Genomic DNA, 13,630 nt, shown 5'->3' with positions numbered 1-13,630 from the left:
GCGGCCCTTGTGGCAGACTGCCGCCCGGCTTTCAAGCATCAGGCGGAGCGGGCCTTGGCGACGGCTTGTCTCAGTTCGGACACGGGCATGCCGCGCCGGTACAGGTTGCCGCCGATGACCAGGGCTGGCGTGCCGCGCAGCTTGAAAGCCGTCGCCTGGGCTTCGGTGCGGACAAGGGCAGCGTCGATGTCGGGTTCACGGATGGCGAGGTCGGCACGCACCATCGCCACATCGACACCGACGGAAGAAAGGATGTCGTTGGTGCGGCGTTCCGAAAGGCCGCGCTGGTTGGTCATCAGCGCATCGACCGCCGCGCCATAGTGTTCGCCGCTCAGCAGCGTCACCCGCGCCGCGTCGCGCGACACGTCGCCGAAGATCGGCCAGTCCTTCATCACAAGCCGGACGCCGTTGTCCTCTTCCATCAACTTCTTCAGTTCGACGAAGACGAGCTTGCAGATCGGGCATTGATAGTCGACGAATTCGGCGATGGTGACGTCGCCATCGGGGTTGCCGAGCGCTGGAATGGCGGGATCGAAGGCGACTTCCGTGACAGTCGGCCCGGTGCTTGCCCAGGCGGGCAAGGGAGCCAAAACTGCGAGGCTTGCCGCGCCCTTCAGCAAAAGGCGCCGGTCGATCGGCTGCTTGAACATGGTCGTCCCCTGGTTGCGCGAACGGGTCCCCACCCGTCCCTACGATGCGCGCCCCGCGTTAAAGGAGGCTTAAGCATGATCATGTGGCACTTGCGTGGCGAATATTGCGGTTGCTGAAACCGTGAGGCTCCGCAAACCGTATGGTATGATGCGTCCCGGGACAGGTTTTGTTGGGGGACAATGGAGACAGGCCATGCGCCGCACCGCATTCGCAGTTGTTTCATTGCTGTTCGCGTTGTTCGTGTCGGCAGCCCTTGCCGGCGACGCCGAAGTCAAGGCCGGCCAGGCCGTCATCGATGGTCAGTTGAAGGCGCTCATCGCCAATGATGGCGCCAAGGCGTACAGTTTCGCCGCTCCAAATGTGAAGCGCGTCTTTCCGACCGTCGACACCTTCATGAACATGGTGACCAACGGCTATCCGCCGGTGCGCCAGCCGCAGAGCTATTCCTTCGGCAAGGTCGAGCAGATGGGGCCAACTTCGCTAATCCAGCAAGTGCTGATCGTTGGGCCCGACGGCAAGGACTATGAGGCGGTCTACACGCTGGAACAGCAGCCCGACGGCAGCTTTCAAATCACCGGCTGCAGCTTGCGCGCAGCGAATTCGCTCAGCACCTAGATGTGCTTATAGCACCGGAATATCGCCCCTCGCCCATCCCTCTGAAATGTCTGATGTGCGCGCCTCGAAGGCCTTTGCCTCGATCGCGGCGCGAATGTCCTGCATCAGCTTCTGATAGTAAGACAGGTTGTTCCAGGTCAGAAGCATCGCGCCCAGCGCCTCCTGCGAGCGCACGAGATGATGCAGATAGGCGCGTGAATAGTCGCGTGCCGCCGGGCAGTCACTCTCCTCGTCCAGCGGCCGCGGATCGTCCGCATGGCGGGCATTCCTGAGATTGACCTTGCCGCGCCTGGTATAGGCCAGGCCATGGCGGCCGGCGCGGGTCGGCATCACGCAGTCGAACATATCGATGCCGCGCGCCACCGATTTCACGATGTCGTCCGGCGTGCCGACGCCCATGAGATATCGAGGCTTGTCGTCAGGCAATTCCGGACAGGTGATCTCCAGCATATCCAGCATCACCGCTTGCGGCTCGCCGACGGCCAGGCCGCCGACGGCATAGCCCTTCAGCTCCATCGCGCTCAGCGCCTGCGCCGAGCGCACCCTGAGTGCTGCGTTGTCGCCACCCTGGACGATGCCGAACATGGCCTTGCCGGGCTGGTCGCCGAACGCTGTCTTGCAGCGCTCGGCCCAGCGCAGCGACAGCTCCATCGCGCGCTCGATCTGCTTGAGGTCGGCCGGCAGCGCTGTGCATTCGTCGAGCTGCATCTGGATGTCGGAATCGAGCAGGCCCTGGATCTCGATCGAGCGCTCCGGCGACATCTCGTAGGCAGCGCCGTCAATGTGCGAGCGAAAGGTGACGCCCTTCTCGGTCAATTTTCTGAGCTTCGACAGCGACATGACCTGAAAACCCCCACTGTCGGTCAGGATCGGCTGTGGCCAGCGGGCGAACTCATGCAGGCCGCCAAGCCGCGCCACGCGCTCGGCGCCTGGCCGCAGCATAAGATGATAGGTATTGCCCAGAATGACGTCGGCGCCGACGCCGCGCACCTGGTCCATATACATGGCCTTGACCGTGCCGCCGGTGCCGACCGGCATGAAGGCCGGCGTGCGGATTTCGCCGCGCGGCATGTCGATGACACCGCGCCGCGCCTTGCCGTCGGTGGCGAGAATCTTGAAGGTGAATGTCTCAGCCATTGAATTCCTTGTCATGGACAGGCGCGCCTGGCGCCTGCCTGTCGAGCGACTGCCGGTATTGGATGCAGCCGCGCATGAATTTCGGCCATGGCGGCACAGCAATCGATGGATCGGTCTTTTCCGGCAGCAGGTCCCACAGGTTGGGATGATGCCAGCATAAATCATGGCCGGTAGAATCTCGGTGCTGGCGAATGCCGGCACGCAATTTCTTCACTTCGGCGATCAGGCTTTCGCGATCAAAGGCCTGCAGGTCATCGTCCATCGCTCATCTCCGCTCGATAAAGCAGGCTTGCATCTCCGTAGGAATAGAACCTGTAATCGTTCCCGATGGCATGAGCATAGGCCGCACGCATCGTATCTAGGCCGCTGAAGGCCGAAACCAGCATGAACAGCGTCGAACGCGGCAGATGGAAATTGGTCATCAGCAGGTCGGCGGTCTTGAACCGATAGCCCGGCGTGATGAAGATGTCGGTCGGGCCGGACCAGGCGGTCAGCGAGCCATCAGGCCGTGCCGCGCTCTCCAGCAGGCGCAGCGAGGTCGTGCCGACAGCGATGATGCGCCCGCCCCGCGCCTTGGCGCCATTCAGAGCGTCGGCTGTTGCTTCGCTGACCGAGCCGGTCTCGGCATGCATCTTGTGGTCAGCGGTGTCGTCCGCCTTGACCGGCAGGAAGGTGCCGGCGCCGACATGCAAGGTGACGAAGCGGCGTTCGATGCCTTTGGCGTCGAGCGCGGCAAACAGCTCCGGCGTGAAATGCAGGCCTGCGGTGGGGGCAGCGACTGCGCCCTCCTCCTTGGCATAGATGGTCTGGTAATCCGTCAGGTCGCGCGCGTCGTCGTTGCGCTTGGAGGCGATATAGGGCGGCAGCGGGATGTGGCCGACGGCGCGCAGCGCTTCGTCGAGAAACGGGCCGGAGAGGTCGAAGCCGAGCAACGCCTCGCCGGCCTCGCCCTTCTCGATCACCGTGGCGTCGAGTTGGCCGAGAAAACAGGAATTGCCGTCATGGCCGAAATGGATGCGGTCGCCGGCGGCGATGCGCTTGCCAGGCCGCATGAAGGCTAGCCAGCGGTCCGGCGCCATGCGCATATGCAGCGTGGCGTCCACCTGCGCCTGCGCTTCGCCGCGCCGCCTGATGCCTCTTAACTGGGCAGGAATGACCTTGGTGTCGTTGAAGACCAGAACATCGCCAGCCCTGAGCAAGGACGGAAGGTCGCCAACCGTGCGATCCGAAAGACCCTCGCCCGGCCTGACCACCAGCATTCTGGCGCTGTCGCGCGGCTCGGCCGGGCGAAGCGCGATGCGCTCCTCAGGCAGGTCGAAGTCGAAGAGGTCGACGCGCATCAGTAGAGCCGGACGAGCAGCGCTCCGGCCAACAGCAGCACCGCGCCGGCGATGCGGCCGAGCGAAATCTCGCGCACCGCCACGCCGAGAAAGCCGACGCGATCGATCAGCATGCCGGCCAGCAACTGGCCGGCAACCAGGAACGCCATCAACGCGGCTGCACCAATGCGCGGCGTAAGAATGGTTGACAGGGTAACATAGAAACCGCCGAGCATGCCACCGGCGATGAACAGCCAAGGCGCCGGCGCCTTCCAGTCGAGGGAGATGTCCTGCAACCGCACAACGGCAATGGAGATGATACCAAGCACGATCGCGCCCGACAGGAACGAAAACGCAGCAGCCGCGACCGGGAGCCCCAGGCCGCGCGCCAGCTGCGAGTTGATCGGCGCCTGAATGGCGATGAAGGCGCCGGACAGGATGCCGAGCAGCGACCAGACCACGCCCATCATCGTCGTTTGTCCTTACTTGACGTCGGCCGCGACCTTCAGCGACACGATCTTGTCGGGATCGACCACCGGCTCGCCGCGCTTGATCTTGTCGACATTCTCCATGCCTTCGATGACCTGGCCCCAGACCGTGTACTGGCGGTTGAGGAAAGCGGCATCGTCGAAGCAGATGAAGAACTGCGAATTGGCGGAGTTCGGGTTTTGCGAACGTGCCATCGAGCAGGTACCGCGGCCATGGTTGGCGTTGGAGAATTCAGCCTTCAGGTCCGGCTTTTCCGAGCCGCCCATGCCCGCACGCGACGGCGCGAAGGTGGGCTTGGTCGAATTGCCGAACTTCACGTCGCCGGTCTGCGCCATGAAGCCTTCTATGACGCGGTGGAAGACCACGCCATCATAGGCGCCTTCACGCGCCAGTTCCTTGATGCGGGCGACGTGGCCGGGAGCCAGGTCGGGGAACAGTTCGATGACGACCTTGCCCTTGGTCGTTTCCAGGATGAGCGCGTTCTCGCGGTCCTTGATCTCAGCCATGTCGTATATCCTTTATCTCAGAAAAACAGATTGATTTGATTGGTTTACTTGTCGGCGGCGATGCGTACCTTGATCATGCGGTCGGGCTCGCTGACCGTGCCGTTGTCGGCCTCGTCACCCTTCTTGATCTTGTCCACCAGTTCGATGCCGCTGACGACATTGCCGACGATGGTGTACTGGCCATAGAGGTTCGGAGCCGGCGCGAACATGATGAAGAACTGCGAATTGGCGGAGTTCGGGTCCTGCGAGCGGGCCATGCCGAGCGTGCCGCGCTTGAAATGTTCGCTCTGCGAGAATTCGGCCGGCAGGTCGGGCAGGTCTGAACCGCCGGTGCCGACGGCCTCGGGGCTGAACCCCTTCTTCATGTTGCCGAACTTGACGTCGCCGGTCTGCGCCATAAAGCCGTTGATGACCCGGTGGAATGCGACATCGTTATAAGCGCCTTCACGCACCAGCTTCTTGATCTGCGCGACATGCTTGGGTGCCAGGTCGGGGCGTAGCGCGATGGTGACGTCGCCGTTCTTCAAGGTGATGATCATGGTGTTTTCCGGCTCGGCGGCGAAGGCCGAAACGGATGCGGTCACGAGACCGGCAAGCACGACGAGGAACGAGGCGAGCTTTTTCAGCTGCATAAGGGATCTCCGAAGGTCTTTGTTAGGGTGCATGTCGTTGCCCCAAAACCGGCATCCACTTTTGGGCGACATGCACTATTTCGCGAATTTGGCGGTGAGCGCGCCGGCAACGGCGGCCGGCACGAACGGACGGATGTCGCCGCCCATCGAGGCTATCTGGCGCACAAGTGTGGCGGTAATGGTGCGTACCGACGGGCTGGCGGGCAGAAAAACCGTCTGCAGTTCCGGCGCCATCGTCTCGTTCATTCCAGCCATCTGCATCTCATAGTCGAGATCGGTGCCGTCACGCAGGCCGCGGATCATGATCGAGGCGCCATGCTTGCGGGCCGCGTCGATGACCAGCCCGTCAAAGGCGACGACCTTGATACGGTCGCCGTCGCGGCCAAATTCGGCCTTGGTCGCGGCCTCGATCAGCTTCACCCGTTCGTCGAAGGAAAACAGCGGCGTCTTGCCGGGGTGGGTGCCGATCGCCGCATAAACCGTGTCGGCGACAGCCAGCGATGCCTTCAGGACATCGAGATGGCCGTTGGTCAGCGGGTCGAAGGAGCCGGCATAAAGGGCGATGCGATCGGTCATGGGAGGTGCTTCTAGCGGGGCATTGGGCGGAAGGCAAATGCGATTGGGAACATCTGCGTGAACCTTTTCGCAGACATGAACGACAGATGAATGCCTTGATCACGAAGACTTCACGCCGCGTTCGCTAGTTTGCACTTCGGAAGATGAAACCAAAACCCGATCTAACCGTTGGATAGGCGCAGGAGAACACGCACATGCTGATCTACATGCTCGCCACCGCAATGACCGTCGCCATGCTGATCGCCACCGCATTCGGATTGCATAGCGAGGCAGAGCGCGTCCGTGTCCGCACAAAGCGGTTCGAAGGTTTCGGCGCTCGCTGGCCCCACCGTCGCCCCTGATTTATTGCTAGTTTCTTGTTTGCGCCGGCCCATCGGGCCGGCGTTGTTGCTCAAACCTATTCGGTGCTGTCCGGTACGGCATCTCCGGCGCCGGCCTCAATGACACCCTCTTCGACATCCTCGTCGGCCTGCGGCTCCGAAATCCGTTCGACCGAAACCACCTTCTCGCCTTCGGCGGTGTTGAAGATGGTCACGCCCTTGGTGGCGCGGCTGGCGAAACGGATACCGTTGACCGGCACCCGGATGACCGTGCCGCCATCCGAAACCAGCATGATCTGGTCGTCATAGCCGACCGGGAAAGTCGCCACCAGCTGGCCGATCTCGGCCACCTTGGACACGTCGGTGGCGCGGATGCCTTTGCCGCCGCGTCCGGTCAGGCGGAAATCGTAGGATGACGAGCGCTTGCCGTAGCCATATTCGGTCACCGTCAGCACATACTGCTCATGCGCCTTGAGCTCTTCGTAACGGCTGTCGGAAAGCTCGGTCTCCTCGCCAATCTCCTCATTGGTGAGTGCAATCTCTTCTTCCTCGCCGGTCACCTCGGCGGCAAGCCGCCGCTCCAGTGCTGCCCGCTTGAGGTAGGCGGAGCGTTCCGCCGGTGAAGCATCGACATGCTCGATCACCGACATGGAGATGATGCGGTCGGTCTCGGCCATGCTTATGCCGCGCACGCCGACCGAATTGCGGCTCTGGAAGACGCGCACATCGCCAACGCGGAAGCGGATGCACTGGCCGGAGCTGGCGGTCAAAAGCACATCGTCATTGTCTGTGCAGGTCTCGACGCCGAGAATCTCGTCGCCCTCCTCCTCCAGCTTCATGGCGATCTTGCCATTGCGGTTGACCTGGACGAATTCGGACAGCTTGTTGCGGCGCACGGTGCCGCGCGTGGTGGCGAACATGACGTCGAGTTCGCCCCAGCTGGTCTCGTCCTCGGGCAGCGGCATGATGGTGGTGATGCGCTCGCCCTGCTCCAGCGGCAGCATGTTGATCAGCGCCTTGCCGCGCGACTGCGGATTGCCGATTGGCAGCCGCCAGACCTTTTCCTTGTAGACGATGCCGCGCGAGGAGAAGAACAGCACCGGCGTATGCGTGTTGGCCACAAACAGCCGGGTGACGAAATCCTCTTCCTTGGTCGACATGCCGGAGCGGCCCTTGCCGCCGCGGCGTTGCGCCCGGTAGAGCGACAGCGGCACGCGCTTGATGTAGCCGGAATGGCTGACGGTGACGACCATGTCCTCGCGCTGGATCAGGTCCTCGTCTTCCATGTCGGCGCCGCCGTCGGTGAGCTCGGTGCGGCGCGGCGTGCCGAACTCGTCGCGCACGGCGGCAAGCTCGTCCTTGACGATCTGTTGGATGCGGGCGCGGGACGACAGAATATCGAGGTAATCCTTGATCTCGTCGCCGATGGTGTTCAGCTCGTCGGCGATTTCGTCACGGCCGAGCGCGGTCAGGCGCTGCAGGCGCAGTTCGAGGATTGCGCGCGCCTGTTCCTCGGAGAGGTTGTAGGTGCCATCCTCATTGATGCGATGGCGCGGATCGTCGATAAGCAGAATCAATGACTCCACGTCCCCGGAGGGCCAGCGCCGCTCCATCAACTGCTCGCGCGCCGTCTGCGGATCGGGCGCGGTGCGGATCAGCTTGATCACTTCGTCGATGTTGGCGACGGCGATGGCAAGACCGACCAATACATGGGCACGGTCACGCGCCTTGCGCAGCAGGAATTTCGTGCGCCGGCTAATCACCTCTTCGCGGAAGCTGACAAACGCCTTCAGCATGTCGGTCAGGTTCATCACTTCCGGCTTGCCGCCGTTCAGCGCCACCATATTGGCGCCGAAGGAGGTCTGCAGCGGCGTGAAGCGGTAAAGCTGGTTGAGAATGACGTCGGCGACAGCGTCGCGCTTCAGCTCGATGACGACGCGGTAGCCCTGGCGGTCGCTTTCGTCGCGAATGTCGGAAATGCCTTCGATGCGCTTGTCGCGCACCAGCTCGGCCATTTTCTCGATCATCGAGGCCTTGTTCACCTGGTACGGGACTTCCGTGATGATGATCGATTCACGGTCGTTGCCGCGCTGTTCGACATTGACCTTGCCGCGCATGACGATGGAGCCACGGCCCGTCGCATAGGCGCTGTAGATGCCGGAACGGCCGAGCACGATGCCGCCGGTCGGGAAATCGGGACCCGGAATGATCTCCATCAGCGCCGGCAAGTCGATTGCCGGATTGTCGATGATGGCGATCGCGCCGTTGCAGATCTCGGCCAGATTATGCGGCGGAATGTTGGTGGCCATGCCGACGGCAATGCCCCCGGAACCGTTGACCAGAAGGTTGGGGAAGCGCGCCGGCAGCACCTTCGGCTCGGTGTCGGAGGCGTCATAAGTCTCCTGGAAATCGACGGTTTCCTTGTCGATGTCCTCCAGCAGCTCATGTGCGACCTTGGTCAGCCGCGATTCGGTGTAGCGCATCGCCGCCGGCGGATCGCCGTCGATGGAGCCGAAATTACCCTGCCCGTCGATCAGCGGCACGCGCAGAGACCAGTCCTGCGCCATGCGCACCAAGGCGTCGTAGATCGAGGCGTCGCCATGCGGATGGTATTTACCCATCACGTCCGCGACCGGGCGGGCCGATTTCACATATTTGCGGTTCCAGTGGTAGCCGCTCTCATGCGCCGCATAGAGAATGCGGCGGTGCACCGGCTTCAGGCCGTCGCGCACATCGGGCAGCGCACGGCTGACGATGACGCTCATGGCGTAAGAAAGATAGGAGCTCTGCATCTCCTCGATGATGGAGATGGGCTCGATGCCGGTGGGGCCGCCGTCGGCGCCGCGCGGGGGTTTTTGGTCGGTCAAATCGGATCACAATCTAATCAGGAATCACTGACCGCTTATATAGGAAGCACGGCCGAAACTCCAATATTCGTGGTGCTTTTCCAACGACAATTTCAGTGGTAATTTCAAATGGATAAAGCTGATTGCGACGATTTGGCCATAACGCATTTCGCCGCCGCCAGGGCAAAAGCCTGCGATGGACCGTTTTCCAAGCCAAGAGCGTATCAGGAGGCAGGCGGACGCATCAGCGGGTAGCCACCCGCCGGGCGCGATAGTCGCCAGGCGTTTCGCCCATGACGCGCCGGAAACGGCGGTTGAACGTCGACAAATCGTTGAAACCGGCCTCGAAGGCGATTGCCGAGATGGCATCGCCTGACATGCGCAGCCGCACCGCCGCGCGGTGCAGCCGCGTTCTCAGCAGAAACTGATAGGGCGTCATGCCGGCGACCTGCCGGAAGGTGCGCAGGAAATGATACGGGCTGGTCGCCGTCGCGCAGGCAAGCTCGGAAAGCGAGACCGGCCTGTCGGCATTGAGCTCGATCTGCCGCACCGCCTCGGCAACCCGTTTCTGGTCGCGGCGGCTCGGCGGTCGAACGCCAGGCACCGCATCGCTGGCCACAGGCAGTGCTGCGCCGGCAACAGCCAGTGCTGCGCCGGCAATTCGCAGGCCAAGCTCCTCAAAGGCGTCGATGTCGACCATCTCGCGCGCCGCTTCCGCCTCGGCCAGCAGCGATGCGAGCGCCGGCAAGGGCGGCATATGCGGCACGCCGAAGGCGAGCTTGCTCGCGCCGGACACGTCGCTGGCGATGCGGTCGAGATAGGCCGGAGCGAAGTGGAAGGACAGGCAACGGTCGCCGGCGCCATGCTCATGCCCGCATTCATAGCAGGCGCCGACATTGCCGAGCAGGATCGCGCCCGGCGCCAGCATGGCGGCGCCTTGCCTGGTGCGGTAGCGGAAGGTGCCGCTGGTGACAGCGGCAACGCAGAAGGTGTCGTGCGCCTCCTCGAACGGGCGGTCGCCGGCGCCGGCCGTGCACAGCACGTCACAGACATACCAACCCTGCCCCGATGCCAGGTTTTGTTCGCTCGTCGTCATGGCTTGAAAGATAGCAATTTTTCCCAAGCGCGACACCCGGTCGGGGCCTATCGCTTGCAGCCTCCTGACATAACGAAGGCAGCAAGTATGATCGGTACATCCTCCTTTGCCGAAGCGCTCCACAGCGACGGCCCCAATCCCGGCCTGGCTGAAAAGCTGGATCTCTACGGCCGCTTCGTCGGCGCCTGGACATTCGATGCCACGCGCCATCTCGAGGACGGCACGGTTCTCACCGGACGCGGCGAGGTGCATTTCGGCTGGGTCCTGGAAGGCAGGGCGATCCAGGATGTATGGATCCTGCCCGCGCGGGATGCCGGCCCCTCGCCTTCTCTCGGCAAATGGACTTTCTATGGCACAACGCTGCGGGCCTATGATCCCGGCTCGGATGCCTGGCACATCTTCTGGAGCGACCCGCGCAACCAATACTACAGCCGCCAGCTTGGTCGCGCCGAAGGCGACACGATTGTCCAGGTCGGCGCTGACGGCACTGGTTCCTCGGTTCGCTGGAGCTTTTCGCGCATCACCAAGGACGGCTTCCGCTGGCTCGGCGAGCGTTCGCACGAAGATCGCAAAACATGGCGTCTCGAAGTCGAGTTCCTGGCGCGCCGCGTCGCCCAGGACTGATGACGCAACATATTGCAAAAAGGTGACAAAAAGCATGCTTGACCATGTCTCGATCGGTGTCCGCGACACCAATTTTTCGAAGCCCTTCTACGATGCCGCGCTAAAGCCGCTCGGTTATTCCTGCCTCAGCCAGTCGCCAGGCTCACTGGGTTATGGTGCGCAAACCGTGGCGCTGTGGGTGAACGACGCGGCGCGGCCAGTGCCATCGGACGAGAAGTCCGGTCTGCATTTCTGCTTTACCGCGCCGACGAGGCAGAGTGTCGTTGCCTTCCATGCCGCCGCCTTGCGTGCAGGCGGCAGCGACAATGGCGCGCCGGGCCTGCGCGCCGACTATGGCGAGAACTATTACGCTGCCTTCGTCGTCGATCCCGACGGCTATCGTCTGGAGGCCTATTGCAACGCTGCCGCCTAACATAGCCGGCGTCTCCGGTATCGGCATCTCAGACGGTTCCCACCGGCCAGGCTTTGCTCTACCACTATCGTGGCGCAGGGGTCCGGCCCGGCGGGAGGGGTCAGCGATGCCGAGTTTCGACAGCCTGTTCAACGCCTTCGTCACCATTCTGGTGACCATCGACCCGCCAGGTCTCGCGCCGCTCTTCCTCGCGGTGACACGCGGCATGAACCGCGAGGAACGTCAGCAGGTTTCGGTGCGCGCCTCGATCATCGGCTTCCTGGTGATGGCGCTGTTTGCGGTGGCCGGGGCGTCCATCCTGTCGGTGTTCGGCATCACGTTGCCGGCTTTCCGCGTCGCCGGCGGGTTTTTGCTGTTCTTCATCGCGTTCGAAATGGTGTTTGAGCGCCGCCAAGACCGCAAGGAGAAGATCGGCGACGTCGCCATCACCAAGGACATGATCCACAATATCGCGGCCTTCCCGCTGGCGATCCCGCTGATCGCCGGCCCCGGTGCGATTTCGGCGACCGTGCTACTGTCGGGCTCGTTTCAGGGTTTTGCAGCACAAGCGGCGCTGGTCGCCATCATTTTCGTCTGCCTTGCCATCACCTATCTGGTGTTCGTGCTGGCGGAGCGCATCGACCGCATCCTCGGCCAGACCGGCCGCTCGATCCTGACCCGCCTGCTCGGCGTCATCCTGGCCGCGCTTGCGGTTCAGTTCGTCGCGGATGGCATCAAGGCGCTGATGGCGGGGTAAACGGCAGCCCTACTCCCTGCTCCCTGCTCCCTGCTCCCTACTCCCTACTCCACCGCCGTATCGACGACCTCGAAATCGTGGGTGATGACAGCCGTCTTGGCCAGCATGGCCGAGGCCGAGCAGTATTTCTCGATCGACAGGTTGATGGCGCGCTGGACCTTGTCGTGCGACAGCGCGTGGCCCGTGACGATGAAATGCATGTGGATGCGGGTGAAGACTTTCGGGTCGGTTTCGGCCCGGTCGGCGTCGAGTTCGACAACACAGTCCTCGATCGCCTCGCGGCCTTTTTCGAGGATGTGAACGACATCATAGGCCGAGCAGCCGCCGGTGCCAATCAGCACCAGTTCCATCGGGCTCGGACCCGGCGTCTTGCCTTCCGGCCCGGAGGCGGTTCCCAGCACAACCTTGTGGCCGCTGCCGGACCCGCCGACGAAGGTGCGCTCCTCGACCCATTTGATCCGGGCTTTCACGGCAATCTTCCTTTCAGAAAGCGTCACTGGCCGAAGACGACCGTGTGCATGATCCGCCCCGGCAGCAGCGTGAACACGCCGGCGCCGATCAGGGCGAAAACATACAGCGATATCATGACCCTGCGATGTTTGGCGACCCGATGCATATGCGCGTGCCAGACCGCCAGCGGCACGGCGATCAACACTAAAATCGACAAGAGATGGATCGGGCTGAACGGACCGACGAGGCGTATCTGCTGGATCCAGAAACTGGAGATGGCGACGACCAGCATCAGCGCCGCCCAAGTATAGCCGACGACACGATGACGCGTCGTGCCTTTCGGCAGCGCCAGTTGCGTAGCGCCAATGGCCAGCGCGGCAAGGGCCGCGAAGGCGTGCCATGGAATGGGAGGGCGCGCCGATAGAAGCGATCCGAGCGACATCGCGCCCTCTCCTCAGATATCGCTGACTACCGTCAGCTCAGAACGGGATTTCGTCGTCCAGTTCGCGCGACGAGCCGCCGCCACCGCCCCCCTTGGAACCGCCGCCACCGCTGTTGCCGCCGCGGTTGAAGCTCTCATTGGGGCCAGACTGGCCGAAATCCGAGCCACGGCTCGCGCCGCCGCCGCCGGCATAGTTGCCGACCTGACCGCCGCCCTCGCCGCGAGAATCGAGCATCTGCAGCTCGCCGCGGAATTTCTGCAACACGACTTCGGTCGTGTACTTGTCGGCGCCGGTCTGGTCCTGCCATTTGCGTGTCTGCAGCTGGCCTTCGACGTAAACCTTCATGCCCTTCTTCAGGTACTGCTCGGCGACCTTGGCGATCTGGTCATTGAAAATGACCACGTTGTGCCATTCGGTCTTTTCCTTGCGCTCGCCGGAGTTCTTGTCGCGCCAGCTTTCCGACGTGGCGATGCGGATGTTGACGACCGGGTCACCAGAATTCAGGCGGCGGATTTCAGGGTCCGCGCCGAGGTTACCGACCAGAATGACCTTGTTGACGCTACCCGCCATGACACTTCTCCGCGCTCATCCGAAACAAATTTCAAGTCGTTCACCTTACAGGCCGCGGACAATCCTGGCTTGCCCCGGCTGGCTTTTCCCACAAGGCTTTTGTTCCCTTTTCGTTCCTATACTGTTAACCACGGATTGTCAAGGAATGGCAGCAATCGCCGACGCGGGCGCGTGGATTTAGCTGACACGCAGCGGCGAGAAGCGGTGT

18 protein-coding genes are annotated in these 13,630 nt (G+C 62.7%); 5 read left to right on the top strand and 13 right to left on the bottom strand.

What is annotated here, in order from left to right; genetic code table 11:
• Nucleotides 1-38: 38 nt before the first annotated feature.
• On the bottom strand, nt 39-650 hold the full coding sequence (locus NKJ78_RS03395; protein ID WP_023693402.1) for a DsbA family protein: 612 nt from the start codon (nt 648-650) through the stop codon (nt 39-41).
• 193 nt (nt 651-843) lie between these two features.
• On the opposite strand from NKJ78_RS03395, the gene NKJ78_RS03390 reads away from it, so the two are divergent.
• Entirely contained in the window at nt 844-1,266 is a 423-nt protein-coding gene (locus tag NKJ78_RS03390) for a DUF4864 domain-containing protein (protein ID WP_023696512.1), read from the top strand.
• A 6-nt stretch (nt 1,267-1,272) separates the two neighbouring features.
• Here NKJ78_RS03390 and tgt read toward each other — a convergent pair whose 3' ends face one another.
• From tgt to coaD, 7 genes are all read right to left on the bottom strand, one after another.
• A complete protein-coding gene (gene tgt, locus NKJ78_RS03385) occupies nt 1,273-2,403 on the bottom strand; it encodes a tRNA guanosine(34) transglycosylase Tgt (RefSeq protein ID WP_352459384.1) in 1,131 nt (376 codons plus the stop codon).
• Complete coding sequence (locus NKJ78_RS03380; protein ID WP_023684641.1) at nt 2,396-2,665, bottom strand: hypothetical protein; 270 nt, start codon at nt 2,663-2,665, stop codon at nt 2,396-2,398. Before NKJ78_RS03380 ends, tgt begins: the two co-directional genes overlap by 8 nt.
• On the bottom strand, nt 2,655-3,743 hold the full coding sequence (gene queA / locus NKJ78_RS03375; protein WP_352459385.1) for a tRNA preQ1(34) S-adenosylmethionine ribosyltransferase-isomerase QueA: 1,089 nt from the start codon (nt 3,741-3,743) through the stop codon (nt 2,655-2,657). Before queA ends, NKJ78_RS03380 begins: the two co-directional genes overlap by 11 nt.
• Nucleotides 3,743-4,192: a DMT family transporter gene (locus tag NKJ78_RS03370; protein WP_352459386.1), complete on the bottom strand. Its 450-nt coding sequence runs from the start codon at nt 4,190-4,192 to the stop codon at nt 3,743-3,745. Before NKJ78_RS03370 ends, queA begins: the two co-directional genes overlap by 1 nt.
• Nucleotides 4,193-4,204: 12 nt before the next feature.
• Entirely contained in the window at nt 4,205-4,717 is a 513-nt protein-coding gene (locus NKJ78_RS03365) for a peptidylprolyl isomerase (protein ID WP_352459387.1), read from the bottom strand.
• 44 nt (nt 4,718-4,761) lie between these two features.
• Entirely contained in the window at nt 4,762-5,256 is a 495-nt protein-coding gene (locus NKJ78_RS03360) for a peptidylprolyl isomerase (protein WP_352459458.1), read from the bottom strand.
• 168 nt (nt 5,257-5,424) lie between these two features.
• Nucleotides 5,425-5,925 (bottom strand): pantetheine-phosphate adenylyltransferase, encoded by a 501-nt coding sequence (gene coaD / locus NKJ78_RS03355; protein WP_023670954.1) that lies wholly within the window; start codon nt 5,923-5,925, stop codon nt 5,425-5,427.
• A 194-nt stretch (nt 5,926-6,119) separates the two neighbouring features.
• Between coaD and NKJ78_RS03350 the strand changes: the two genes are divergently transcribed.
• A complete protein-coding gene (locus NKJ78_RS03350) occupies nt 6,120-6,266 on the top strand; it encodes a hypothetical protein (protein ID WP_023670953.1) in 147 nt (48 codons plus the stop codon).
• A gap of 56 nt (nt 6,267-6,322) precedes the next feature.
• Here the strand turns inward: NKJ78_RS03350 and gyrA are convergent, their stop codons facing one another.
• Nucleotides 6,323-9,112 carry a DNA gyrase subunit A gene (gene gyrA / locus NKJ78_RS03345; protein WP_352459388.1) on the bottom strand — a complete coding sequence of 930 codons (2,790 nt, stop codon included), beginning with the start codon at nt 9,110-9,112 and terminating at the stop codon, nt 6,323-6,325.
• 223 nt (nt 9,113-9,335) lie between these two features.
• Complete coding sequence (locus tag NKJ78_RS03340) at nt 9,336-10,187, bottom strand: helix-turn-helix transcriptional regulator (protein WP_352459389.1); 852 nt, start codon at nt 10,185-10,187, stop codon at nt 9,336-9,338.
• A gap of 87 nt (nt 10,188-10,274) precedes the next feature.
• On the opposite strand from NKJ78_RS03340, the gene NKJ78_RS03335 reads away from it, so the two are divergent.
• The 3 genes from NKJ78_RS03335 to NKJ78_RS03325 all read left to right on the top strand — a co-directional run bounded on the left by NKJ78_RS03335 (nt 10,275) and on the right by NKJ78_RS03325 (nt 11,959).
• Nucleotides 10,275-10,811 carry a hypothetical protein gene (locus NKJ78_RS03335; protein WP_352459390.1) on the top strand — a complete coding sequence of 179 codons (537 nt, stop codon included), beginning with the start codon at nt 10,275-10,277 and terminating at the stop codon, nt 10,809-10,811.
• A gap of 34 nt (nt 10,812-10,845) precedes the next feature.
• The gene (locus tag NKJ78_RS03330; RefSeq protein ID WP_352459391.1) at nt 10,846-11,223 is read left to right on the top strand and encodes a VOC family protein; all 378 of its coding nucleotides are present in this window, start codon (nt 10,846-10,848) and stop codon (nt 11,221-11,223) included.
• 106 nt (nt 11,224-11,329) lie between these two features.
• Nucleotides 11,330-11,959, top strand: coding sequence for a MarC family protein (locus tag NKJ78_RS03325; protein ID WP_008875977.1), 630 nt, complete (start codon nt 11,330-11,332; stop codon nt 11,957-11,959).
• A gap of 44 nt (nt 11,960-12,003) precedes the next feature.
• On the opposite strand, the gene NKJ78_RS03320 is transcribed toward NKJ78_RS03325, so the two are convergent.
• From NKJ78_RS03320 to ssb, 3 genes are read right to left on the bottom strand one after another with little or no spacing between them, the layout of a single operon-like run.
• The gene (locus NKJ78_RS03320) at nt 12,004-12,429 is read right to left on the bottom strand and encodes an OsmC family protein (RefSeq protein WP_352459392.1); all 426 of its coding nucleotides are present in this window, start codon (nt 12,427-12,429) and stop codon (nt 12,004-12,006) included.
• A gap of 23 nt (nt 12,430-12,452) precedes the next feature.
• Nucleotides 12,453-12,851: a DUF2306 domain-containing protein gene (locus tag NKJ78_RS03315; RefSeq protein ID WP_352459393.1), complete on the bottom strand. Its 399-nt coding sequence runs from the start codon at nt 12,849-12,851 to the stop codon at nt 12,453-12,455.
• 37 nt (nt 12,852-12,888) lie between these two features.
• Nucleotides 12,889-13,422, bottom strand: a complete 534-nt coding sequence (gene ssb, locus NKJ78_RS03310) for a single-stranded DNA-binding protein (RefSeq protein WP_023670946.1) — start codon at nt 13,420-13,422, stop codon at nt 12,889-12,891.
• Nucleotides 13,423-13,630 lie beyond the last annotated feature (208 nt).

Origin of the sequence: Mesorhizobium sp. M0037, from assembly GCF_040323635.1 — a bacterium.
Lineage (GTDB): Bacteria > Pseudomonadota > Alphaproteobacteria > Rhizobiales > Rhizobiaceae > Mesorhizobium.
Note: the sequence above shows the minus strand (reverse complement) of the source record. Positions and strands in the feature narration are given on the sequence as shown.

What these genes read in the sequence shown, in the direction of transcription:
- NKJ78_RS03395 (WP_023693402.1), bottom strand. Translation starts at nt 650, where the DNA reads ATGTTCAAGCAGCCGATCGACCGGCGCCTTTTGCTGAAGGGCGCGGCA.
- NKJ78_RS03390 (WP_023696512.1), top strand. Translation starts at nt 844, where the DNA reads ATGCGCCGCACCGCATTCGCAGTTGTTTCATTGCTGTTCGCGTTGTTC.
- tgt (WP_352459384.1), bottom strand. Translation starts at nt 2,403, where the DNA reads ATGGCTGAGACATTCACCTTCAAGATTCTCGCCACCGACGGCAAGGCG.
- NKJ78_RS03380 (WP_023684641.1), bottom strand. Translation starts at nt 2,665, where the DNA reads ATGGACGATGACCTGCAGGCCTTTGATCGCGAAAGCCTGATCGCCGAA.
- queA (WP_352459385.1), bottom strand. Translation starts at nt 3,743, where the DNA reads ATGCGCGTCGACCTCTTCGACTTCGACCTGCCTGAGGAGCGCATCGCG.
- NKJ78_RS03370 (WP_352459386.1), bottom strand. Translation starts at nt 4,192, where the DNA reads ATGATGGGCGTGGTCTGGTCGCTGCTCGGCATCCTGTCCGGCGCCTTC.
- NKJ78_RS03365 (WP_352459387.1), bottom strand. Translation starts at nt 4,717, where the DNA reads ATGGCTGAGATCAAGGACCGCGAGAACGCGCTCATCCTGGAAACGACC.
- NKJ78_RS03360 (WP_352459458.1), bottom strand. Translation starts at nt 5,256, where the DNA reads ATGATCATCACCTTGAAGAACGGCGACGTCACCATCGCGCTACGCCCC.
- coaD (WP_023670954.1), bottom strand. Translation starts at nt 5,925, where the DNA reads ATGACCGATCGCATCGCCCTTTATGCCGGCTCCTTCGACCCGCTGACC.
- NKJ78_RS03350 (WP_023670953.1), top strand. Translation starts at nt 6,120, where the DNA reads ATGCTGATCTACATGCTCGCCACCGCAATGACCGTCGCCATGCTGATC.
- NKJ78_RS03340 (WP_352459389.1), bottom strand. Translation starts at nt 10,187, where the DNA reads ATGACGACGAGCGAACAAAACCTGGCATCGGGGCAGGGTTGGTATGTC.
- NKJ78_RS03335 (WP_352459390.1), top strand. Translation starts at nt 10,275, where the DNA reads ATGATCGGTACATCCTCCTTTGCCGAAGCGCTCCACAGCGACGGCCCC.
- NKJ78_RS03330 (WP_352459391.1), top strand. Translation starts at nt 10,846, where the DNA reads ATGCTTGACCATGTCTCGATCGGTGTCCGCGACACCAATTTTTCGAAG.
- NKJ78_RS03325 (WP_008875977.1), top strand. Translation starts at nt 11,330, where the DNA reads ATGCCGAGTTTCGACAGCCTGTTCAACGCCTTCGTCACCATTCTGGTG.
- NKJ78_RS03315 (WP_352459393.1), bottom strand. Translation starts at nt 12,851, where the DNA reads ATGTCGCTCGGATCGCTTCTATCGGCGCGCCCTCCCATTCCATGGCAC.
- ssb (WP_023670946.1), bottom strand. Translation starts at nt 13,422, where the DNA reads ATGGCGGGTAGCGTCAACAAGGTCATTCTGGTCGGTAACCTCGGCGCG.